The organism is Rhodococcoides sp. S146-33 (genome assembly GCF_059489205.1).
Genome location: NZ_JCAJWY010000002.1, coordinates 631,164 through 652,905, shown reverse-complemented (window position 1 = coordinate 652,905; position 21,742 = coordinate 631,164). Strand labels below are relative to the sequence as shown.

Annotated in this window: 17 protein-coding genes; 7 read left to right on the top strand and 10 right to left on the bottom strand. The window is 65.1% G+C overall.

Features of this window, described 5'->3' with window-relative positions; all coding sequences use genetic code 11:
- Nucleotides 1–186 precede the first annotated feature (186 nt).
- Both AC5WEY_RS11530 and AC5WEY_RS11525 read left to right on the top strand, forming a co-directional pair.
- Nucleotides 187–1,416 (top strand): aminotransferase class I/II-fold pyridoxal phosphate-dependent enzyme, encoded by a 1,230-nt coding sequence (locus AC5WEY_RS11530; RefSeq protein ID WP_495645997.1) that lies wholly within the window; start codon nucleotides 187–189, stop codon nucleotides 1,414–1,416.
- The gene (locus AC5WEY_RS11525) at nucleotides 1,413–2,978 is read left to right on the top strand and encodes an NAD-dependent epimerase/dehydratase family protein (protein WP_495645996.1); all 1,566 of its coding nucleotides are present in this window, start codon (nucleotides 1,413–1,415) and stop codon (nucleotides 2,976–2,978) included. Before AC5WEY_RS11530 ends, AC5WEY_RS11525 begins: the two co-directional genes overlap by 4 nt.
- On the opposite strand, the gene AC5WEY_RS11520 is transcribed toward AC5WEY_RS11525, so the two are convergent.
- A complete protein-coding gene (locus AC5WEY_RS11520) occupies nucleotides 2,962–3,483 on the bottom strand; it encodes a DnaJ family domain-containing protein (protein ID WP_495645995.1) in 522 nt (173 codons plus the stop codon). The two genes, AC5WEY_RS11525 and AC5WEY_RS11520, sit on opposite strands and share 17 nt — an antisense overlap.
- A 63-nt stretch (nucleotides 3,484–3,546) precedes the next feature.
- On the bottom strand, nucleotides 3,547–3,798 hold the full coding sequence (locus AC5WEY_RS11515) for a modification methylase HgiDII (protein WP_495645994.1): 252 nt from the start codon (nucleotides 3,796–3,798) through the stop codon (nucleotides 3,547–3,549).
- An 87-nt stretch (nucleotides 3,799–3,885) separates the two neighbouring features.
- On the opposite strand from AC5WEY_RS11515, the gene AC5WEY_RS11510 reads away from it, so the two are divergent.
- Both AC5WEY_RS11510 and AC5WEY_RS11505 read left to right on the top strand, forming a co-directional pair.
- Nucleotides 3,886–8,460 carry an ATP-dependent helicase gene (locus tag AC5WEY_RS11510; RefSeq protein ID WP_495645993.1) on the top strand — a complete coding sequence of 1,525 codons (4,575 nt, stop codon included), beginning with the start codon at nucleotides 3,886–3,888 and terminating at the stop codon, nucleotides 8,458–8,460.
- A 44-nt stretch (nucleotides 8,461–8,504) separates the two neighbouring features.
- Nucleotides 8,505–9,287, top strand: a complete 783-nt coding sequence (locus AC5WEY_RS11505) for a DNA-formamidopyrimidine glycosylase family protein (RefSeq protein WP_495645992.1) — start codon at nucleotides 8,505–8,507, stop codon at nucleotides 9,285–9,287.
- Between the two features lie 153 nt (nucleotides 9,288–9,440).
- Here AC5WEY_RS11505 and glpD read toward each other — a convergent pair whose 3' ends face one another.
- The 3 genes from glpD to AC5WEY_RS11490 all read right to left on the bottom strand — a co-directional run bounded on the left by glpD (nucleotide 9,441) and on the right by AC5WEY_RS11490 (nucleotide 14,030).
- Nucleotides 9,441–11,171, bottom strand: coding sequence for a glycerol-3-phosphate dehydrogenase (glpD, locus tag AC5WEY_RS11500; protein ID WP_057475566.1), 1,731 nt, complete (start codon nucleotides 11,169–11,171; stop codon nucleotides 9,441–9,443).
- Between the two features lie 95 nt (nucleotides 11,172–11,266).
- A complete protein-coding gene (locus AC5WEY_RS11495; protein WP_495645991.1) occupies nucleotides 11,267–12,487 on the bottom strand; it encodes an aminotransferase-like domain-containing protein in 1,221 nt (406 codons plus the stop codon).
- 139 nt (nucleotides 12,488–12,626) lie between these two features.
- Nucleotides 12,627–14,030 (bottom strand): NAD(P)H-quinone dehydrogenase, encoded by a 1,404-nt coding sequence (locus AC5WEY_RS11490; protein WP_057475568.1) that lies wholly within the window; start codon nucleotides 14,028–14,030, stop codon nucleotides 12,627–12,629.
- Between the two features lie 182 nt (nucleotides 14,031–14,212).
- Here AC5WEY_RS11490 and AC5WEY_RS11485 point away from each other — a divergent pair, with 182 nt between their 5' ends.
- On the top strand, nucleotides 14,213–14,677 hold the full coding sequence (locus AC5WEY_RS11485) for a gamma-glutamylcyclotransferase family protein (protein WP_032404793.1): 465 nt from the start codon (nucleotides 14,213–14,215) through the stop codon (nucleotides 14,675–14,677).
- Between the two features lie 13 nt (nucleotides 14,678–14,690).
- On the opposite strand, the gene AC5WEY_RS11480 is transcribed toward AC5WEY_RS11485, so the two are convergent.
- The 4 genes from AC5WEY_RS11480 to AC5WEY_RS11465 all read right to left on the bottom strand — a co-directional run bounded on the left by AC5WEY_RS11480 (nucleotide 14,691) and on the right by AC5WEY_RS11465 (nucleotide 18,308).
- Complete coding sequence (locus AC5WEY_RS11480) at nucleotides 14,691–15,155, bottom strand: TrmO family methyltransferase domain-containing protein (protein WP_495645990.1); 465 nt, start codon at nucleotides 15,153–15,155, stop codon at nucleotides 14,691–14,693.
- Nucleotides 15,156–15,168: 13 nt separating this feature from the next.
- Nucleotides 15,169–16,332: a M20 family metallopeptidase gene (locus tag AC5WEY_RS11475; RefSeq protein WP_495645989.1), complete on the bottom strand. Its 1,164-nt coding sequence runs from the start codon at nucleotides 16,330–16,332 to the stop codon at nucleotides 15,169–15,171.
- Nucleotides 16,329–17,492 (bottom strand): M20 family metallopeptidase, encoded by a 1,164-nt coding sequence (locus AC5WEY_RS11470; RefSeq protein WP_495646532.1) that lies wholly within the window; start codon nucleotides 17,490–17,492, stop codon nucleotides 16,329–16,331. The genes AC5WEY_RS11475 and AC5WEY_RS11470 overlap by 4 nt, the downstream gene beginning before the upstream one ends.
- Nucleotides 17,493–17,603: 111 nt before the next feature.
- Nucleotides 17,604–18,308 carry an enoyl-CoA hydratase/isomerase family protein gene (locus AC5WEY_RS11465; protein ID WP_495645988.1) on the bottom strand — a complete coding sequence of 235 codons (705 nt, stop codon included), beginning with the start codon at nucleotides 18,306–18,308 and terminating at the stop codon, nucleotides 17,604–17,606.
- A gap of 120 nt (nucleotides 18,309–18,428) precedes the next feature.
- Between AC5WEY_RS11465 and AC5WEY_RS11460 the strand changes: the two genes are divergently transcribed.
- Together AC5WEY_RS11460 and AC5WEY_RS11455 are read left to right on the top strand one after the other, a co-directional pair.
- Entirely contained in the window at nucleotides 18,429–19,223 is a 795-nt protein-coding gene (locus AC5WEY_RS11460; RefSeq protein WP_495646531.1) for a purine-nucleoside phosphorylase, read from the top strand.
- Nucleotides 19,220–20,821 carry a phospho-sugar mutase gene (locus tag AC5WEY_RS11455; RefSeq protein ID WP_495645987.1) on the top strand — a complete coding sequence of 534 codons (1,602 nt, stop codon included), beginning with the start codon at nucleotides 19,220–19,222 and terminating at the stop codon, nucleotides 20,819–20,821. Before AC5WEY_RS11460 ends, AC5WEY_RS11455 begins: the two co-directional genes overlap by 4 nt.
- A gap of 14 nt (nucleotides 20,822–20,835) precedes the next feature.
- Here AC5WEY_RS11455 and AC5WEY_RS11450 read toward each other — a convergent pair whose 3' ends face one another.
- Nucleotides 20,836–21,735 (bottom strand): DUF2797 domain-containing protein, encoded by a 900-nt coding sequence (locus AC5WEY_RS11450; protein ID WP_495645986.1) that lies wholly within the window; start codon nucleotides 21,733–21,735, stop codon nucleotides 20,836–20,838.
- Between the last annotated feature and the right edge of the window lie 7 nt (nucleotides 21,736–21,742).

Here is a 21,742-nt window from a genome sequence, read left to right as displayed (position 1 = left end):
CACGGGCGGAAAGATACCCAGATTATTTTTCCGGAGGCTTTTACCAACCAATTTCCGTTACGAGAGCCCATTTTGAAGCATTGAATATTCTTCCGCCGAATACCAATCGACTGTGCAGCTCGCTCCGAATCAACTCATGAATTCGCGACAAACCACAATCAACTCTGTGAGGAGTTCTGGTCCACGATGGTTGTCAACAGACTGATCAAACGGCTCGGCGGGGACGAACGAGTCGACCTTCTTCGCGCCGTACGGGAAGCAGATGTCGTCCCGTATTTCCGAAAGATGGAGTCCGCCGTTGCGCCCGTAGTACGGGTCGAGGGCAAGGACAAGATCATGCTCGGGTCGAACAATTACCTCGGCATCGCCGACCACCCCAAGGTCGTCGAGGGTGCCCAACATGCATTGGACACGTTCGGTAGCGCCGTGACCGGTAGTCGATTGCTCAATGGCACCCTGGACCTGCACGTCGAACTCGAGCACGAGATCGCGCAGTGGCACGGGACCGAGGATGCCTTGGTCTTCACCACTGGCTATCAAACAAATCTCGGGACGATCAGCGCGATTGTCGGACCCGGCGACACGATCATCGTCGACTCGGCAGCGCATGCGTCGATTCGCGACGGCAGCGCTCTGTCCGGCGCGACAGTGGTCAAGTTCAAGCACAACGACATGGCCGACCTGGAAGCGAAACTGCAGCTGCCCGTCGTCGACGACGGTGCCGTTCTGGTGATCGTCGACGGCCTCTACTCCATGGAGGGTGATCTCGCCCCGCTCGATGCTGTATCGGATCTCTGCCTGCGCTATCACGCGGCATTGATGGTCGACGAAGCTCACAGCCTCGGCATCTACGGTCCCGAGCTCACCGGCGCTGCCGAACTGTTCGAGATCAACGACGATGTCGACATTGCGATGGCGTCGCTCTCCAAGAGCCCCAGTTCCACCGGCGGCTTCGTCACCGGTTCGAGTGATCTCATCGACACTCTTCGGATCAAGGCGCGCGCTTTCCTGTTCACGACCTCCGGTGTGCCTGCCGCCCTGGGTGCCGCCTTGGCTTCGGTCCGCCTGATCCGCAGCGCGGAGGGCAAAGACCGTGCCCGACGCGTCCTCGAAAACGCCGAAATCCTGCGTGGCGGACTGCAATCGGCAGGCCTCGATGTGGCCGGACGGTCCAATACCCTCACCGGTGACACGGCCTCACCGATCGTGGCACTGCACGTGGGCGACGATCTGGTGGCCATGGGCTTGTGGAAGACGTTGTACGACCGAGGGATTTTCACCAGCGCCGCACTGCATCCAGCCGTGCCAAAATCCGGTGCCCTGCTTCGGCTGTGTGTCATGGCCACGCACACCGAACAGCAATTGGCCACCGCCACCGAGCAGATAGTGGAAGCGGTCGCAGGATTGCCGGCATGAGCGAGGAGCCACGCGGTCTGCGTATCGCGGTCACCGGAGCCACCAGCGACTTCGCGGCCGCGATACTGCCGAGGCTGTTCGAGGATCCCGAGGTGGACACGGTCATCGGAATAGCCCGTCGCCCAGCCCGAATCACGCATCCGAAGTTCACCTCGCTTCGCTCGGACATTCGCTCTCCCGACCTCGACGAGACGTTCGCTGGATGCGACGTCGTACTGCATTTGGCGTTCGTGGTCGAGGAGCTCAAGGACAAGGCCGAGACCCACGACATCAACCTCCGCGGCTCACGCAACGTCATCGATTCTGCGTATCGAGCGGGCGTCGCGAGAATGGTGATCGCATCGAGCATCAACGCATATGGTGCGGAGATCGCTCCGGAGCCGCTCACCGAGAACAGCTACCCCGTAGGCGATCCCGATCGCTATTACTTCTACGACAAGGCCGAGGTCGAACATTACGCGGAGTGGTGGCTCCGTCGGCACCCCGGCGAGATGACCATCTCCATGTTGCGGTGCACCTACATCATCGGACCCGACTTCGCCAACGACGGGATCGACCAATTCACCGGACCGATCGGTGCATTCCCGGAGGCGGATCGAGCGTCGTATCAATTCCTGTATCAAGACGACATGGCCGACGCCTTCCACCGCGCGGCCAAGACCGATCTCATCGGGCCGTACAACCTGGGTCCGGTGGATTGGGTCGGTGTGCGCGAACTCGCAGCGATGCAGGGCCAGTTGATGTTCGACGTTCCGCAGAAAGCTGCAACACATGTCGCGAACGTGGCGTTCCGACTGGGGCTCACCCCCTTCTCCGGTCAGTGGGTCACACCGGGCGAACCCATCGTCGATTCCTCGGCTCTCGGCCGAGCCACCGGCTGGGCACCGACACTCTCGGCCCACGAGAGTGCAGCGGTGATGATTCTGCTGCAAGGTAAGCCGCTGCTCCGACGTGGCGACGCCCTGGCGCGCAACACGGCGTGTGAAGCAGCGTTACGCCCGGCATCGGAGGCTGTCGCGCTGAACCGAGCGGATGTCGCCGCGCTGGACGTGGAACATAGACAGCTGGATACCGGTCACGGAAGCGTGCACGTCGAGATCCATCGTGCGGTAGCCGCGTGTGAGCAGTCGGTGGTGCTGGTCGCCGACGCAGGACTACATGCGCGGTACCTCACCCCGTTGGCCGCTGACATCGCTGCCGGAGGCGTCGATGTTGTGGTCCTCGACCTACCCGGCCACGGCTTGAGCACCGGTCCACGCGGCCGATCGTCGGCGGCGCAGACCACCGAGGCCGTTGACGCGGCCTTGAGGTTCGCGCGAGTCGAGCTCGATACCGCGCCGATCACCGCACGTAGCGGAACCCGTCATGCGTCGGACACTCTGATCGGCGGGATTCTCAAGCGGGCCACCGGCTGGACGACGTTGGAAGAACCAACGCACTCCGACGGGTTGCTGCCGTCGAAGGTTCGGGTCGACGGAACAGCCGGTATTCCGTTCGTCTCGACGGCCGCTGAAGCGCTGCCTCTGGCCACTACGACAACGGGTCTCAGCGCCGCAAGGTAAATGTTCGACGCACTCTTGTCCACCACGATCCTTCAGAGGTACGCGTCGCGGCTGCCGTTGGTTCGACCGACTGCGAGCGGTGCTCACGCTCGAGTCGGTCGACCTCGGCTCGGTTGGTTCGCCATTTTTCGAGCCAAGCATCGACGTCGACCGGTCCCAGCGGAACAATCGGCGGCGTCGGAAACCGAATCCAGTCGACTATGCGAGTATTCAACTCGTCCAGTACATCTCGTACCGAATCCTCGCGCCTGATGCCGATCAACGTGGCCGGCAGCCGCTCGATCTCCTTGCGAAGTTGCAGCGCCGTGGGCAACAACGCGTCGGCCGGGAGATTCTCCCGTTTCAGGTAACCGCGAACCCACCACAGCTCGTCCCGAGGATCGCCCAGCGGAATCGGTTTACCGGCCCCCTCGAGCCCGTCGAAGGCACCCTCGTCCTGGGCCTGTCGGATCTGCTTGTCCACCCAGGACTCGAACGTGACTCCTGGCTTCTTCCGTTCGGTCACCCCATCGACTGTAGATCCGACGCCGCGAGGTTCGCCAGGTCCACCGCTACGAGTCTTGTGTGGTCAGCCGTATTCGGCAACCAACCGGTCGAACTCGTCACGGTCGATCACCTGCGGCTCGTTGATCGCGAGCGCCTGCGCGTACTTGCTGGCCAGGTGGTAATCCCGACCGAGTGGCCCCTGCTCGGCGTCGTCCTCGTCGGACTGGACGCTCGCCCCTGGGGGGACCTCGTTCTGCAGGCCGTTGGTCTTACTGCCGAGCAGAGCGTCGAGTTTCGCGGAAATCTTCTGCATGATCTCTTGGTCGTCGGTCATGCCGTCGGGGTACCCGAATCGAACGAAACAACACCGCCTCCGAGCTGCAAGGGATTATCTGTCGGTGCCCCGGGGCATGATGATGAGATGGCCAGGCACAGCACCCCCGACGTCGCGGAAGACCTGTCGGTGATGCAGAAGCTGTCCCGGCCCACTCGTGAGTGGTTCACCGGCGCTTTTCCGGCCCCCACCTCCGCGCAGCTCGGTGCCTGGTCGTCGATCTCGAGCGGCGCTCACACCCTCGTCGTCGCACCGACCGGATCGGGCAAGACCCTCTCGGCTTTTCTGTGGGCTCTGGACGAACTAGCGCAACTGGGCGCGGACAGCAAGCGCAAGACAAAGGTCCTCTACATCTCGCCACTCAAAGCGCTGGCGGTCGATGTCGAGCGCAACCTGCGCGCACCCCTGGTCGGTATCACTCAGACGGCCAAGCGACTCGGCCTCGATCCACCCGACATCTCGGTGGGCGTGCGCTCCGGTGACACCAGCGCGGCCGACCGTCGGAACATGATCAAGACTCCCCCGGACATCCTCATCACCACCCCGGAGTCGCTGTTCCTCATGCTCACCTCGGCAGCGCGAGACATTCTCGCCGAGGTCGACACCGTGATCGTCGACGAGGTACACGCCGTGGCCGGCACCAAGCGCGGCGCACACCTCGCGGTGTCGCTCGAACGGCTCGACGGCATGCTGGACAAGCCCGCACAACGCATCGGCCTGTCTGCGACGGTTCGCCCGCACGAGGAGGTCGGACGGTTCCTGGCCGGTGCTGCTCCCATCGAGATCGTCGCGCCGCCTGCCCCCAAAACATTCGACCTGACGGTCCAGGTACCCGTCGAGGACATGACCGAACTGGGTGTCACCGATCCGAACGCCGATACCTCCGCTGCTCCCCCCGCGCAGGGCTCGATCTGGCCGCACGTCGAGGAGAAGATGGTCGATCTCATCCTCGAGCACAGTTCGTGCATCGTATTCGCGAACTCGCGAAGGCTCGCCGAGCGACTCACGGCGCGGCTGAACGAGGTGTATGCCGAACGGATCGGCGACGGCGTCGACACTCAGCACAAGCCGCCCTCGCAGGTCGGTACTCCCAACGACGTGAACCACGGTGCCGATCCGTTGTTGGCCCGGGCCCACCACGGCAGCGTCAGCAAGGATCAACGAGCGCTGATCGAGGACGACCTCAAGACCGGTAGGCTGCGCTGCGTCGTCGCCACCAGCAGCCTCGAACTCGGAATCGACATGGGCGCAGTCGATCTGGTCGTTCAGGTCGAGGCACCGCCGTCGGTGGCCAGCGGGCTCCAACGCGTCGGCCGCGCGGGGCACCAGGTCGGCGAGATCTCGAAGGGCGTGCTGTTCCCCAAACACCGCACCGACCTGATCCACTGTGCGGTCACCGTCGAACGCATGACGTCGGGCAAGATCGAGGCTCTTTTCGTACCCGCCAACCCCCTCGACGTGCTGGCTCAACAGACCGTCGCGGCGTGCGCACTCGAGCCCATCGACGCCGAGGACTGGTTCGATTCCGTTAGGCGCACAGGCAGTTTCGCCACCCTGCCCAGATCCGCCTACGAGTCGACCCTGGATCTGCTCTCGGGCCGCTACCCCTCGGACGAGTTCGCGGAACTACGGCCACGGCTCGTGTGGGACCGCGACGCAAACACCCTCACCGGCCGTCCCGGTTCGCAGCGATTGGCGGTCACCTCAGGCGGAACCATCCCCGACCGTGGATTGTTCACCGTCTACATGGTCGGCGAAAAGCAGTCCAGAGTCGGTGAACTCGACGAGGAGATGGTCTACGAATCACGAGTGGGCGATGTCTTCGCGCTCGGTGCCACCAGCTGGCGCATCGAGGAGATCACCCACGACCGAGTGTTGGTCAGCCCGGCGTACGGCCAACCGGGCAGGCTCCCGTTCTGGCACGGCGATGGTCTCGGTCGACCGGCCGAACTGGGACAGGCACTGGGCGAGTTCCTGCGGAGCACCACCGACCGTAGCAACCTGGCCGAGCGACTGAGCACCGACGGTCTCGACGCCAACGCGGTGAACAACCTGATCGCATTGCTCGACGAGCAACTCGAGGCCACCGGCCAGCTACCCACCGACAAGACGATGATCGTCGAGCGGTTCCGTGACGAACTGGGCGACTGGCGACTGGTACTGCATTCCACCTACGGCCAACAGGTACACGCACCGTGGGCACTCGCGGTGGGCGCGAGGCTGATCGAGCGCTACGGCATCGACGCCGCACCGACGGCCTCCGACGACGGCATCATCGTCCGACTTCCCGACACCGACGATCAGCCCCCCGGCGCAGAGCTGTTCGTGTTCGAGCGCGACGAGATTGCCGACATCGTCACCGAGCAGGTCGGCGGATCGGCATTGTTCGCGTCGAGATTTCGCGAATGTGCCGCTCGTGCACTGCTTCTGCCCCGCCGCAACCCGGGTAAGCGAGCCCCGCTGTGGCAACAGCGGCAGCGTTCGGCGCAGCTACTCGACGTGGCTCGCAAGTACCCCACGTTCCCGATCCTGCTCGAAACCGTGCGCGAATGCCTGCAGGACGTCTACGACCTCCCCGCCCTCGAAGACATCCTGGCCCGCATCGGTCGGCGCCAGATCAGGATCGTCGACGTCGAGACACCATCACCGTCACCGTTCGCCAATTCGCTGCTGTTCAACTACGTCGGCGCCTTCATGTACGAGGGCGACAGCCCCCTCGCCGAGCGCCGGGCCGCTGCACTGTCACTGGACTCCGCACTGCTGGCCGAGTTGCTCGGCCGCGTCGAGCTCCGAGAGTTGCTGGACGACACCGTCATCACCACCACCGAGCTCGAGTTGCAGAGACTGCCCGAGGACAGACACGCCAAGGACATCGAAGGTGTGGCGGATCTGCTGCGGCTGCTCGGCCCGTTGACCGTCGAGGAAATCGGCCTGCGGACCAACGGCGACGAATTCCCGCAGTGGCTCACCGAATTGGCCGATGCCAAGAGAGCGATGGAGGTCTCGTTCACGGGACAGACCTGGTGGGCGGCCATCGAGGACGCGGCACGCTTGCGCGACGCACTCGGTGTTCCACTACCCATCGGCACCCCGGCCGCATTCATAGAACCCGTCGACGACCCGCTGGTCGACCTGATCAGCCGGTACGCCCGAACCCACGGACCGTTCACCCTCGACGACGCTGCGGCGCGGTTCGGTGTCGGTACCGCCGTGGTACGCGACGTCCTGCGCAGGCTGGCCGTCGACAAACGCGTCGTCGAAGGCGAATTCCGTCCCGGTGCCACGGGAAGCGAGTGGTGCGACGCCGAGGTTCTTCGCAGACTACGGCGTCGATCCCTCGCAGCGGCACGGCAGGAAGTCGAACCCGTCTCCACTGCCACGCTCGGCCGGTTCCTGCCGGCCTGGCAGCACGTGGACAGCCGACGCCTGAGCGGAATCGACGGTGTCGCAACCGTGATCGAACAGCTTGCGGGCGTTCCTGTTCCGGCATCGGCCTGGGAATCGCTGGTGCTCTCGTCGCGAGTGACCGATTACACCCCCGCCATGCTCGACGAGCTGACCTCAACCGGCGAAGTTCTGTGGGCGGGGCACGGAGCAATCTCGTCCAAGGACGGCTGGGTGAGCCTGCACATGGCCGACACCGCGCCACTGACTTTGGTGCCCGCCGCCGAATCCGATCTGTCGGAATTGCAGATTCGTATCCAGGACGCAGTCGCGGGCGGAGGTGCGTACTTCTTCCGGCAGCTCTCCGACACCGTCGGTAGCACTGACGACACCGCTCTGCAGGCTGCGCTGTGGGAGCTGGTGTGGGCCGGACGGCTCAGCAACGACACGTTCGCGCCATTGCGAGCGCTGTTGAACTCCACCGCCACTCGCTCGGCTCCGAGTCATCGTGCACCGCGTCGAACTCCACGCCTGCGCTCCTACCGTCAGTTCGAGCGGCCGTCGCTGCCCACCAGGACGGGACCACCGACGGCCGGCGGTCGATGGTCACGATTGCCCGAACTCGAACCCGATCTCACAGTCCGCGCCCACGCCACCGCGGATGTGCTGCTCGAGCGCTACGGCGTGGTGACCCGCGGTTCGGTGATGAACGAAGGGGTCCCCGGCGGATTCGCCACGATGTACAAGGTACTGACCGGATTCGAGGATTCCGGCCGCTGCCGGCGGGGCTACTTCGTCGATTCGCTCGGTGGCGCTCAGTTCTCCACCTCCGACGTCGTCGACCGGTTACGCAGCTACGACGAACCGAAGAAGAACGCCACCGCTGTCGTGCTCGCATCGTGCGATCCGGCCAACCCCTACGGCGGCGCACTGCCCTGGCCGAAAGCCGGCAGCGGCGAGGCCGGTGGCACAGAGAAGCCGGACGAGACGACGAAGCATCGCCCGGGCCGCAAAGCCGGCGCATTGGTCGTTCTCGTCCGAGGCGAATTGACGATGTTCGTCGAACGCGGCGGGAAGTCGGTGCTGACGTTCGGCGAAAATGCCGAGGACATCGGCGCTGCAGCAACCGCATTGGCAGCCACCGTCCGGCGCGGGGGTGTCGACAAGTTGCTGGTCGAGAGGATCAACGGTCACGACATCCACGGCACGGACTTCTCCAAGACGCTGACCGAAGCAGGTTTCTCGGCAACACCACGTGGGCTTCGCTTGCGCCGCTGAATCATCCGTGACCGATAAGAACACCAGAGAGGACACCGACACCGATGCCCGAGGGCGATACGGTCTGGCGCGCGGCCAACACTCTGCGGGCGGCGCTGGAAGGCCAGCAACTCACCACCTGCGATGTGCGCGTACCACGCTATGCCACAGTGGATTTCACCGGCAAGACGGTCGACTCTGTCGCGTCGCGCGGCAAGCATCTGCTGATTCGAGTCGGCGGCTACTCCATCCATTCGCACCTGAAGATGGAGGGCACCTGGCACGTCTATGCACCCGGTGCGAGGTGGCGTCGCCCGGCGTTCCAGGCCCGCATCATCTTGAACACCGCGAACGCGCAGGCCATCGGGTTCGAACTCGGAGTGCTCGACATCATCGAGGACGAGGAGGAGGCCGTCGGATACCTCGGACCCGACCTGCTCGGTACGGACTGGGACCCAGAAGCCGCCCTGACCAATCTGAAATCGGATCCGGCCCGGCCGATAGGGCTCGCGCTGCTCGATCAGCGCAACATCGCCGGGCTCGGCAATGTCTATCGAAACGAGATCTGTTTTCTGCGCGGAGTCGACCCACGTACACCGGTCGGCGACGCCGGCGACCTGAAGAAGACGATCGACCTGTCCTATCGATTGATCATGGCCAACAAGGATCGGAACCAACGTGTCACCACCGGAGATCGGCGCCCGGGACGACACTTCTGGGTGTACGGGCGCGAGAACAAGCCATGTCGACGCTGTGGAAACACCATAGAATTCGGCCTGATCGGTGACAACCCGCTCGAGGAGCGGCAGATCTACCACTGCCCGCACTGCCAACCCGGACCCGTCTGACGGTGTTCTGTCAGCGAAGACCAAGCCTGCTCACAGCTTCACGTACCACCATGGATCCCATGTTGACATTGGCGATTCTCACCCTGCTGGTCATGGCCGTCTCCGGCGCGACGGCGGCTCACGCACCGAAGACACTGGTTCGAGCGCGCTGACTCAGAACCCGCGAACCGGTTCCAGGATTTCCTGTCGGGCTTCCGGAGCGACGACCCGCAGCGCGTCTGCCGACTCGTCGTCGGGCTGGCGCTGCGATTCGATCTCGGCCTCCACCCGGGCGCGGTAGGTCTCGACTTCACGATCGACCATGGCCTCGTCCCATCCCAGAACGGGTGCGATCAACGCTGCCACCTGACCCGCGCAGTTCATCCCCCGATGCGAGTACTCGATGGAAATTCGGGTGCGACGCGACAGCACGTCCTCCAGATGCAACGCGCCTTCCGCGGCAGCTGCGTACACCACCTCCACCTGGAGGTATGCCGGTGCATCGGTGAGTGGTTGCAGCAGTTCGGGTTTGCCGTCGGCCATGGCCAGCACCTCGTCGATCAACGAACCGTATCGATCGAGCAGATGCGTCACCCGATGCGGATGCAAGTTGTACATCTCGCCCAGATGCGGTGCCTGATTGACCAGAGCGAAATAGCCGTCGGCACCGACGAGGGGCACCTTCTCGGTGATCGATGACGCCACCCGGACCGGGATGTCCTCCGCGGCCAGATCGACGGCGTCCTCGGCCATCACTCGGTAGGTCGTGTACTTGCCGCCGGCGATGGCGATCAGTCCCGGCGCCACGCGAGCGACCGCGTGCTCGCGGGAGAGCTTGGAGGTCTCGTCGCTCTCGCCTGCCAGCAGCGGCCGCAGGCCCGCGTACACACCGTCGATGTCCTCGTGGGTGAGCGGGGTGACGAGCACGCCGTTGACCTCACCCAGGATGTAGTCGATGTCGGCTTTGGTCGCGGCCGGATGGGCAAGATCGAGATTCCAGTCGGTGTCGGTGGTACCGATGATCCAGTGCGCACCCCACGGGATGATGAAGAGGACGGACTTGTCGGTGCGCAAAATGATCGCCGCCTCGCTGACGATTCGATCGCGGGGCACCACGATGTGCACGCCCTTCGAGGCTCTTACCCGGAACCGTCCGCGCATGTTGGACAGGGCTTGGATCTCGTCGGTCCACACTCCGGCGGCATTGATCACCACGTGTGCGCGCACCTCGGTGGTGGCACCGGTCTCGGAATCTCGGACTCGCACACCCGACACCCGATCTGCCTCACGGAGGAACCCGACGACCTGGGTGGATGTGCGAACCACCGCGCCGTAGTGAGCAGCCGTTCTGGCGACCGTCATGGTGTGCCGGGCATCGTCGACGACGGTGTCGTAGTACCGAATTCCGCCGATCAGCGACTTCCGTTTGATGCCGGGCGACATCCGCAATGCGCCGGAACGCGTCAGATGCTTCTGCTGCGGAACCGATTTGGCCCCACCCATTCGGTCGTAGAGAAAGATGCCCGCGGCGATGTACGGGCGCTCCCACAGGCGATGGGTGAGCGGAAACAGGAACTTCAACGGCTTGACCAGGTGCGGTGCAAGCGTGGACAGCGACAGTTCCCTCTCGTGCAGCGCCTCGCGCACGAGACCGAACTCGAGCTGCTCGAGGTAGCGAAGACCGCCGTGGAACATCTTCGACGACCGAGACGAGGTACCCGACGCGTAATCTCGCGCCTCGACCAGAGCTACTTTCAGTCCCCGCGTCGCCGCGTCGAGGGCCGCACCGGAGCCGACGACGCCACCGCCGACGACCACGACGTCGAACTGCTCGGTTCCGAGCTGATCCCACGCCTCCACCCGCTGAGTCGGTCCGAGGAACTTCGTGTTCGATCGGTTGCTCACTGTGACGCTCCCTATCCGTCGAAAAACCCCGGCACACTGCGTGCATGTCAGGTTACCGTCCCAGGTCCGCCAGGCGCAGAACCTGCTGACGACGCTCAGGGCACTCGAATGGCCGCGTGTGCGCTGCCCAGTCGCCGAACCGCATCCGCCAGCTCCTTCGGGGCCGATCCCGCGAAGCTCAACCGAAGCGAACGTCCGTATTGCTCGGCCGACGCGAACGCGGAACCGGGAACGAAAGCGACTCCATGCTCCAGGGCGGCCTCGAGCAACACGCTCGTGTCGGTCCCGTCCTCGAACGTGGCCCAGGCGAACATTCCGCCCGTCGGGCTCGAGACCGTGAGCCCAGAGAACTGGGCGTCGAGCGCGCCGGTCAATGCCATTGCACGGCAGGCATACTCGCGACGCAGTGTCGTCAAGTGCGTGTCCAACCACGCAGTGTCGCCCAGCATGTTCGCTGCCATCAGCTGCGTCATCGAGGAACCGCACAGATCCGCACCCTGCTTGAGGAGCTCCACAGCTGCACACACGTCGGGCGGTGCGACGAACCAGCCGACGCGCAGAGTAGGAGCCAGGATCTTCGATGCACTGGACAGCCGAATGACTCGATCACCGAAACAGGCTATCGGCGGTGGCGGAGCGCCCGTACCCTGCGTTGGGTCCGTTGCGGCGAACCAGATCTCGCCGTACGGGTCGTCCTCGATCACCCAGAATCCGTAGTGATCGGCCAGCGCGGCGAGGTGCCGCCGACGCTGCTCACTCATCGTGACCCCGCGAGGATTGTGGAAGTTCGCCACCGTGTGGACCACGGCAGGGCGCAGGCCCGCCGTCAACCGTCGTTCCAGTTCGGCGGTGTCCATTCCGTCGGCGTCGATGGGGATGGCCACGATCCGCGCTTCGGCGATCGAGAACACCTGCAGCGCACCGGTATACGCGGGTTCGTCGACGACGACGACGGCACCCGGGTCGATCAGTGCCTGCGCGAGCAGGGTCAGGGCCTGCTGCGATCCGTGCGTCACGACGACGGTGTCCGTCGGAACCGTCACTCCCCCACGCACGGCGCTCTCTCGGGACGCGATCACACTGCGCAGCGTGCGATGACCGGCGGTCTCGCAGTATTGGACGGAATCGGGGCTCCGCAGCACCGCTTCGGCAGCTGACGCGATGCGGTCGATCGGGATCAGATCCGTGGCCGGTAGACCGCCCGCCAGGCTGATGACGTCGTCGCGCGCGGTGAGGGCAAGAAGATCACGGATGGCCGAGCTGGACAGCGACGCGGTGCGTCGGGCCAAGCCGGCTGGAAAGTGAGTAGAAGACATGAAAGAGACTCCGGGGCAGCAGGAACGAGGGAACGGCCCGCGGATCCGCTGAGTCGAGGAGAGAGCGGACGGGTGTGTCCGCTCCCTCGACTGTCTCATGTGCTACCGAAATATGAAACGCAATTCTCACATTGTGAGATCAGTCCAGATCGTCGTGCGCCATCAGCTGACGCGCAGCCTCGATGACCGAACCGGACAGCGACGGGTACACCGAGAACGTGTTCGCCAGGTCGTTCACCGACAGATTGTTCTGCACCGCCATCGCGATGGGCAGAATCAGCTCCGACGCGCTCGGGGCGACCACCACGCCACCGATGACGACGCCGGTGGCCGGGCGGCAGAAGATCTTGACGAAGCCGCGCTTGAGCCCGCTCATCTTCGCTCGCGGATTTGTGGTGAGCGGCAGCATCACCACGCGCGCCGGCACATCACCGGCGTCGATCTTGGACTGCGCGACGCCGACCGAGGCGATCTCGGGTCGCGTGAACACAGCCGAGGCCACGGTCTTCAGCTTGATCGGGCTGACGGCCTGACCCAGCGCGTGGTACATCGCAATACGTCCCTGCATCGCTGCTACCGATGCCAGTGGGAGGAGCCCGGTGCAGTCACCGGCTGCGTAAATTCCCGCGACCGCGGTACGAGAGACGCGGTCCACCCGCAGGTAGCCGCCCTGGTCGAGTTCGATGCCGACCTTCTCGAGTCCCAGACCGGAGGTGTTGGGAACCGATCCGACGGTCATCAGCGCGTGGCTGCCCTCGACGGTGCGTCCGTCCGACAGCGTGACGAGAACGCCGTTCTCGGTCCGGACGACCGAATCGGCCCGGGCATGCTTGACGAGAGTGACGCCGCGTTCGTTGAACGCGTCTTCGAGGACCAGAGCAGCGTCCTCGTCCTCGTGCGGAAGGACGCGATCACGGCTCGAGACCGCGGTGACCTTGACGCCCATCTCGGTGTAGGCCGAGACGAACTCGGCACCGGTCACACCGGATCCGACGACCACCAGGTGCTCGGGCAGGGCCTCGAGATCGTAGAGCTGACGCCAGTTCAGAATTCGCTCGCCGTCGGGCTCGGCTCCCTTGACCACGCGGGGCCGGGCACCGGTCGCGATGAGCACGACATCGGCGTCCAGGATCCGCTCCTCGCCGTCGGCCAGTACCGCTTTGATCTGATGCGAGGCCATACCGACGTGGCTGTCGATCATCTCGGCGCGGCCGGCCAGGATTTCGACGCCGACCGAGGTGACGCGGTGGGCAATATCGGCCGATTGCGCCTGCGCAAGGCTTCTGACTCGGTCGTGAATCTTCGGAAGCGCGACGGCGGCCTGCGATGGATCGAGCGAAATGCCCAGATCGCTGGCACGACGCATCTCGGTGCGTATGCCGGTCGACGCAATGAACGTCTTCGACGGCACGCAATCCCACAGAACGCAGGCACCGCCGATACCGTCGGAATCGACAAGCGTCACCTGTCCGCCGTGCTGGGCGGCCACCAAAGCTGCTTCGTACCCTGCCGGACCACCACCGATGATCACAATCCGGGTCATTGATCCTCTTCTCGCGTGCTCGAAATTCTCTCGCCTTGTCCCCTCAACGGTATTGCAGAGGCAGCCCCGGCGCGTCGGTAGGGCTGGCTTCGGTCACCCCGGAAGCAGGCGTACCTGCGACGACTCACCGAAACAGGACCACGACGCGTCAACCGGCACCGATACGGTTTAGGCTGGCCGACGTGCCAATTTATGCCGCCTACGGATCGAACATGCATCCGGAGCAGATGTTGCAGCGATGCCCACACTCGCCCCTGTCGGGAACCGGGTGGCTGCACGGATGGCGGTTGACCTTCGGCGGCGGCGACATCGGCTGGGAAGGCGCACTGGCCACGATCGTCGAAGATCCCGACTCGCAGGTCTTCGTCGTGCTCTACGACGTGTCCGACGAGGACGAGGAGAGTCTCGATCGCTGGGAGGGCTCCGAACTCGGCATTCACCGCAAGATCAGACTGCGCATCGAGACCGGCCGTGAGCCGGTCCTGGCGTGGATGTACGTACTCGACGCGTACGAAGGTGGCCTGCCGTCGGCCCGCTACCTCGGAGTGATGGCGGAAGCAGCGGAAATTGCCGGTGCCCCAGCCGAATACGTGCGAGACCTACGAACCCGCAACAGCCGCAACGTCGGTCCCGGAACAGCCTCGTAGCGCGAAGGACGGATCAGAAGTAGTTCTTCATCACCGACGCCACCCAGGCCGGCTCGGTCACGTCCGCCCGATCCGGAACCATGGAATGCAGAAACGGTTTGACGTCGAGGACAGGTGAGCCGTCGATCGCGTCGAGACCTCGAACTCGGATGCACAGTCCATCTACGCCGACGATCTCGCACCGCGACACCCCGAGATGATTGGGCCGGTCCTTGACCCGTTGGGCCAGGACTCCCACCCGAGGAAGCGCCGTATCACCGCGAGGGTGGCGCGCACCGGTGGTCGTCGCGCCGGGATCACACCGATGGAAGGCGTAGACGACCTCGAGGTGAGAGAACTCGGCAAGACCGAGAGTCGCGTCGACGTCGAGCACGGTCTCGTCGAGTTCGATGACGGACTCGACCGATCCCCAGTTGTCGTCCACCACCTCGGCGCGATCGGATCGAACGATTCCGATCGGCAACACTTCGATAGCCATCCAGCCCCTGCCCCTAGTTCGGATCCAGCGCGATTCCGGTCATCACCTTCACGCCCACGGCCAGTGCTCGCTCGTCGAGATCGAACGTCGGCTGATGGATGTCGAGTTGAGGCCCGGTACCGGGCCAGACGCCCAGCCGAGCCATCGCCCCCGGCACCCTTTCGAGGTACCACGAGAAATCCTCGCCGCCACCGGACTGCGCAGTGTCGGCCAACGCGTCGGGTCCGACCCGGCCGATCGCCTTCTCGAACGTGTGCGTGGACGCCGGATCGTTGACAACCGGTGGTACGCCGCGGCGGTAGTGCAACTCGAACTGCACCCCGGTGGGTGCGAGCAAGCCGGTGACGATGTCGCGGACCAACGGTTCGAGCAACGCCCAGGTCTCGTGGTCGCCGGTGCGGACGGTCCCGGTCAGCATGCCGGTCTGCGGAATGGCGTTGGGGGCCTGGCCCGCGACCACCGCTCCCCACACCATGACCGTGCTCGTCCGCGGATCGATGCGCCTGCTCAGCATTCCGGGCAGGCCGGTGATGACGGTGCCCAATGCGTAGATCAGATCGGTGGTCAGGTGCGGGCGAGACGTGTGTCCGCCGGGTGAATCCAGCCGCAGCTCGACGGTGTCTGCCGCAGAGGTGATCGCACCGAGGCGCACGCCGACCTGCCCCACCTCGAGCCGCGGATCACAGTGCAGCGCAAAGATCTTGGTGACTCCGTCGAGTGCTCCCGCGGCCACTGCGTCGAGCGCACCGCCCGGCATGACCTCCTCGGCGGGCTGAAAGATCAGGCGCACGCCGTACTGCAGGTCCGGCAGGGAGGCCAGCGCCAGACCCGTCGCGAGCAGCACCGTGGTGTGTGCATCGTGCCCACAGGCGTGCGACACCCCGGGCACAGTCGACGAATAGGCCGCGCCGGTGTTCTCCTGCAGCGGTAGGGCATCCATGTCTGCCCGCAACGCGACACGAGGCCCGTCGGGTCCGATGTCGCAGATCAACCCTGTTCCGCCGGGGAGGGGCTTGGGCGACAGACCCGCTGCTTCGAGTTGCTCGATCACGAATGCCGTTGTGCCGAACTCGCGTCGAGCAAGTTCCGGGTTGGCGTGAATGTGCCGCCGCCACAAAGACAGATCTGCTGTGTGCGACTGGATCCACCGATCGATCGCGTCTTCGCGGGTACTCATGACTGCCCCGCCGAGCGGGCGATGACGCCGTCGAGCAGGCGGGCCCGAGTACCGGGATCGGCCGCAGCTCGCGCGGCAGTCCTGGCCAGACCGAGGGCACCGTCACGCAGTGCTCGGTCGGCGGACTCGGTGACACATGCGGCGGCGAACTCCGGCTGATGCGTCACCGCCCCACCCGCGTCGAGTCCGACAACGGGATGAATTCCGGGTAGAACATTCGTCACGTTTCCCATGTCTGTGCTGCCCAACGGGCGAAATCCTTCCAAATCCGGAGCCAACGGCGATCGGCCCAACGCTTCGATCTCCTGACGAAAAGCCGTGACCAGCCACGAATCCGGCGTCAACGCAGCGTATGTCGGTGAGACCGTACGAATCTCGTGCGTGCACCCGGTGGCGAGGGCCCCGGCCTCGAAACACGCGAACGCCTTCGTCGTCAGAGTCTCGAGCGACTCCGTGGTGTTCGCCCGCAGGTAGTACAACAACTCGGCATGGCCGGGAACGATGTTCGGTGCCACCCCGCCGTCGCTGACGATGCCGTGGAATTGCTGACCCGGTGCCAGGTGCTGACGCAGCAGACCGAGTGCCACCTGGCTGATGGTCACCGCATCGCCGGCGTTGATTCCCCATTCGGGAGCTGCCGACGCGTGCGCGGCGCGTCCGGTGAACTTCACGGCGACGTCGGCCAGTGCCAGCGAGGTCGCCCCGACGATGTCGAACGGCCCGGGGTGGACCATCAGAGCCGCACCGATGCCGTCGAACACTCCGCGCTCGAGCATCAGCACCTTGCCGCCGCCGGTCTCCTCGGCCGGGGTGCCGAGCACTCGGACAGTGATGCCCAGATCATCGGCTACCGGAGCGAGTGCCAGCGCCGCCCCCACCGCGGACGCCGCAATGATGTTGTGTCCGCACGCATGACCGATCTCGGGCAGGGCGTCGTACTCCGCACAGATACCGATCACCAGATCACCGCTGCCGAACGACGCAGTGAACGCGGTGTCCAGACCTGCGACGGCCGTCTCGACCTCGAAATCGTGAGCTCGGAGCGTATCGAGAATCTTGGCGACGCTGCGATGTTCCTCGAACGCCAGCTCCGGTTCCGCGTGAATCGAGTGCGACAGCGCGACCAGTTCGTCCGTGACGGTCGCCAGGGCGCGCCCCATCGCCTCGCCCGCCGCAGCGCTGTTCGATTCGTCGATCACGAGAGACAGTGTGTCACTAGCGTGGCCGAGAGTCGGAACGGCTGTGCCGAGTTGAAGAAAGAGACGAGGCGCCTACTTTCCGAAGCTGAAGTTGCTGTCGTCGGTTGCGGTGTTCAGCGCGGCCAGCAGGTCCACGTGAATGCGGCTCTTGATCCCCGCCAGGTTCGCGCCCCGGGTGCTGGTCAGTGCCGAAGCCTTGGCAACTGCGTCGGAGACGAGCGATTCCTCGGGAGCAGTCGACTCGACGATTCCCGCGGCCAGCGCGTCGGCACCGCCGTAACGGCGTCCGGTCGTCATGGCGTCGACGGCGGTCTGCTTGGGAAGCCGGGAATTGATCAATGCGGACATTCCCACGGTGAACGGCATGTTCAGGTTGACCTCGGGCAAGCAGTAGAAGCCGCGATCGACGCGTTGGATGCGGAAGTCGTGCGAGGTGGCGAGCATCGCGCCGGCTCCGAACGCGTGGCCTTGCACAGCAGCGACGGTGGCCATCGGGAAGGCGAGCAAGCGGGTGTAGAGCGTGTGGACGCGATCGAGATACCAGGTGATCTTGTCCAGGTTGGCGAAGAGCCAATCGGTGTCGAGACCGTTGGTGTAGAACTTGCCCGCCGACGTGGTGACCAGTGCCGCCGGACCGGTCGACGCCTCGACCTCGTCGAGCAGCGCGTGGACGGCGTCGATCCAGTCCGGGTGGAATCGATTCTCCGGGTTGTTCGCGCCGTCCTGGGCACCGAGGAACAGGATATGGACGTCGCCGTCGCGTTCGAGATAAGGCATGCAGCGGATACTACTCGGGAGTAACTTGCTGGTGGCAACCTCCATCGGTCGCACATCCATCGCGTCGATCTCCTACTGTTGTTCATCGTGGCAACCACCGACGCACATGAGACCGACCCCGTGACCGATCCCGAGGGGGCCGCACGCACCGCCGCCGACGCTCTCGCCGCGGCGACCGGAGTCGACACCCACTCCGTGGCCATCGTCCTCGGCTCCGGCTGGCAAGCAGCAGCCGACGTCTTCGGCTCCCCCACCGCGACCGTGCGTATGGCCGACCTGCCCGGTTTCGCGCCGCCGTCGGCATCGGGTCACTCCGGCACCATCACCTCGGTGGACGTCGGCGGCACCCACACCCTGCTGCTGCAGGGGCGCACCCATGCCTACGAAGGTCACGACCTGCGACGCGTCGTGCACCCCGTGCGCACGGCGATCGCCGCAGGCGCGACCACCGTCGTGCTGACCAATGCCGCAGGCGGAATCCGCGACGGCATGAGCGTCGGGCAGCCCGTCCTCATTTCCGACCACCTCAACCTCACAGCTCGCTCGCCTCTGGTCGGTGCCGAGTTCGTCGATCTGGTCGACGCGTACTCACCCGAACTTCGCGCTCTGGCAACCCAGATCGATCCGTCGCTCGAAGACGGCGTCTACGCGGGTCTACCCGGCCCCCACTACGAGACGCCCGCCGAGATCCGGATGCTACGCACTCTCGGCGCAGACCTCGTGGGTATGTCGACGGTGCACGAGACGATCGCCGCGCGGGCGAAGGGCGCTCGAGTCCTCGGCATCTCACTGGTCACCAATCTCGCGGCCGGAATGACCGGCGAGCACCTGAACCACACCGAAGTACTCGCTGCCGGTAAGGATTCCGCTGCCCGAATGGGTGCCCTGCTGCACGAATTGGTCTCTCGACTGTGACCGAGGAGCTCGCCGAACGCGTGCAGCGCTGGATCGCCGGCGATCCGGACCCCGCTACCCGCGACGAACTGGACGGCCTGTCCCATGCCGAACTCGCCGATCGGTTCAGCGGCCCCCTGACGTTCGGGACGGCGGGCTTGCGAGGACCGGTACGCGCGGGACCGAACGGCATGAACGTCGCGGTGGTGGTGAAGACCACTGCCGGTATCGCAGCCTGGTTGATCGAGAAGGGCCTCGGCGGCTCTACCGTCGTCGTCGGTCGCGACGCCAGAACCGGCTCCGAACAGTTCGCTTTCGCGGCCGCGGAAACCCTGACCGCTCAGGGCTTTTCGGTGGTGTTGCTGCCTCGACCGCTCCCGACTCCCGTCGTCGCCTTCGCGGTACGGGCCCTCGAAGCCGAACTCGGCGTGCAGATCACCGCGTCGCACAACCCCGCGGCGGACAACGGCTACAAGGTGTACCTTCGCGGCGGTTCGCAACTGATCCCGCCGAGTGACGCGGAGATCGAGACGCTGATCGCCGCCACCGGTGACGCGGTCGACGTTCCCCGTTCGATCGTCGAACCCAGTGGTAGCGACATCGCTGCGCGATACCTCGATTCGGTTGTTGCACTGCCCCGTTCGACTCGCCGAGATCTCCGCATCGCTCTCACGGCACTGCACGGCGTCGGCGGCGAGCTGGCCACCGCCGCGCTGCGTGGAGCAGGTTTCCGCGACGTTCAGGTGGTCGAGGAGCAATTCGAGCCCGACCCGGCTTTCCCTACCGTCACGTTCCCCAACCCCGAGGAGCCGGGTGCCGCCGATGCGGTGCTCGCTCTTGCGGCCGAGATCGACGCCGATATCGCGATCGCCCTCGACCCCGATGCCGATCGCTGTGCGGTCGGAGTTCCGGGGCCGGACGGGTGGCGAATGCTGACCGGGGACGAGACGGGAGCCTTGCTCGCGAACTACGTGCTGAGCGGTTCGACGGCCGACCCGTTGGTGGCCAACACCATCGTCTCGTCGCAGCTGCTCTCTGCACTCGCTCCGGCGCGTGGTGCCCGCTATGCCCGCACGCTGACCGGTTTCAAGTGGTTGGTCCGCGCCGGCGACGGCCTCGTGTACGCCTACGAGGAGGCGATCGGGCACTGCGTCGATCCGAATGTGGTGCGCGACAAGGACGGTATCTCGGCGGCGGTGGTGCTCGCAGATCTGGCCGCCGGCTTGAAGCAGGATCGTCGCACTCTGCTCGACGTACTCGACGAGCTCGCGGTCGAGTTCGGGGTGCACCTGGGTGCGCAGGTCTCGCGGCGGGTCGAGGACCTCGCCGAGATCGGGAACATGATGCGCAGGTTGCGTAGTGAACCACCGACGACACTGGCCGGCCGCGCTGTCGCCGTTCAGGATTATGCCCAGCGCGACGACGAATTGCGCACCGACGCAGTCGAAATCAGCGGACCGGGGCTACGGGTGATCGTGCGGCCGTCCGGTACCGAACCCAAGCTCAAGGCCTACCTCGAAGTGATCGAGCCGGTCGACGGCCCAGAGGACCTGCCGAGAGCACGGACAGCAGCAGGCGAAATCCTCGCCGAACTGACCGACTTCGCCCAGCACCTCTAGGCGTCGACGAACCCTCAGAAGAGGGCGGACTGCACGGCAGGCAAATCGGACGTGAAGGCCCCGAGTTCTATTCGCCGGCCCTTGAGTGCTGCCAGATCCGCGACGTAGGTGTCGTTGTCCACGGTCGCGATCACCGCCTGCCCGACGCATGTCCTGATCGCGAGTCCGTGGGATCCGGTCGCGACATCCGCGGGGTAGGCAACGCGACTGACGTTCTCGCTCAACGCTTCACGACCAGCAGGCGGCGTCCACCGATCGTCGATCGGAGTGCACCCAGCGATGCCCGCGCCGGACAACATCTCGCGGACCTGTGCTGCGCGGCGGGCGGTGGCGGCGTCGATCTTCCCGACGTCGATCGGTAGACACAGCGAGGCCGCTTTCACCGTGGATCGCACTGCTTGCCGAAGCCCCATCGACTCGGTCACGAGATCCTCGGCCACCCGAACCGCTTTCCCGTCGTCGGCGTGGGCGACGTACCGCGCACTGATAGCCCCCTGCTCGGCGAGCCGGCCCCACTTGCGTGTGTCGGCCGCCGTGCCGATCTTGAAGGCTCCGTTGGCAAAAGCGGCCAGATAGAGCCAATGTGGCTGCATGACATGCTTTTCCAGATCACGCGAGACGAAGCCGCTGCGATGCACGGTGTGCACGAACCTGAAGCTGTCCTTGCCGGCGCACGCCTCGCACTGACTCGCCCCGACAGCCCGCTTCCTACCGGGGCACGGAACGTAGCGCGGTGGACCGTCTGCCCTGAAGGCCGTTCGCCCGGTGCAGTAGCGATCGGTCGAGGAACCCAGCGCACGAAAACCGAGTCTGCGTCCGACCAATTCGAGGAACTCGAGCTGCTCTGTATCGACGTCGAGCAACCGCAGGCTCGGACTGGTGGACGCGTCCGAAGGCCACGAGACTCCCAGCACCAACCTC

Excerpts from the sequence above, each read along its gene's own strand:
- AC5WEY_RS11505 (WP_495645992.1), top strand. The coding sequence starts at position 8,505 with ATGCCCGAGGGCGATACGGTCTGGCGCGCGGCCAACACTCTGCGGGCG.
- AC5WEY_RS11480 (WP_495645990.1), bottom strand. The coding sequence starts at position 15,155 with ATGGCTATCGAAGTGTTGCCGATCGGAATCGTTCGATCCGATCGCGCC.
- AC5WEY_RS11465 (WP_495645988.1), bottom strand. The coding sequence starts at position 18,308 with ATGCCTTATCTCGAACGCGACGGCGACGTCCATATCCTGTTCCTCGGT.
- AC5WEY_RS11475 (WP_495645989.1), bottom strand. The coding sequence starts at position 16,332 with ATGAGTACCCGCGAAGACGCGATCGATCGGTGGATCCAGTCGCACACA.
- AC5WEY_RS11495 (WP_495645991.1), bottom strand. The coding sequence starts at position 12,487 with ATGTCTTCTACTCACTTTCCAGCCGGCTTGGCCCGACGCACCGCGTCG.
- AC5WEY_RS11510 (WP_495645993.1), top strand. The coding sequence starts at position 3,886 with ATGGCCAGGCACAGCACCCCCGACGTCGCGGAAGACCTGTCGGTGATG.
- AC5WEY_RS11515 (WP_495645994.1), bottom strand. The coding sequence starts at position 3,798 with ATGACCGACGACCAAGAGATCATGCAGAAGATTTCCGCGAAACTCGAC.
- AC5WEY_RS11490 (WP_057475568.1), bottom strand. The coding sequence starts at position 14,030 with ATGACCCGGATTGTGATCATCGGTGGTGGTCCGGCAGGGTACGAAGCA.
- AC5WEY_RS11470 (WP_495646532.1), bottom strand. The coding sequence starts at position 17,492 with ATGGGGCGCGCCCTGGCGACCGTCACGGACGAACTGGTCGCGCTGTCG.
- AC5WEY_RS11530 (WP_495645997.1), top strand. The coding sequence starts at position 187 with ATGGTTGTCAACAGACTGATCAAACGGCTCGGCGGGGACGAACGAGTC.
- AC5WEY_RS11525 (WP_495645996.1), top strand. The coding sequence starts at position 1,413 with ATGAGCGAGGAGCCACGCGGTCTGCGTATCGCGGTCACCGGAGCCACC.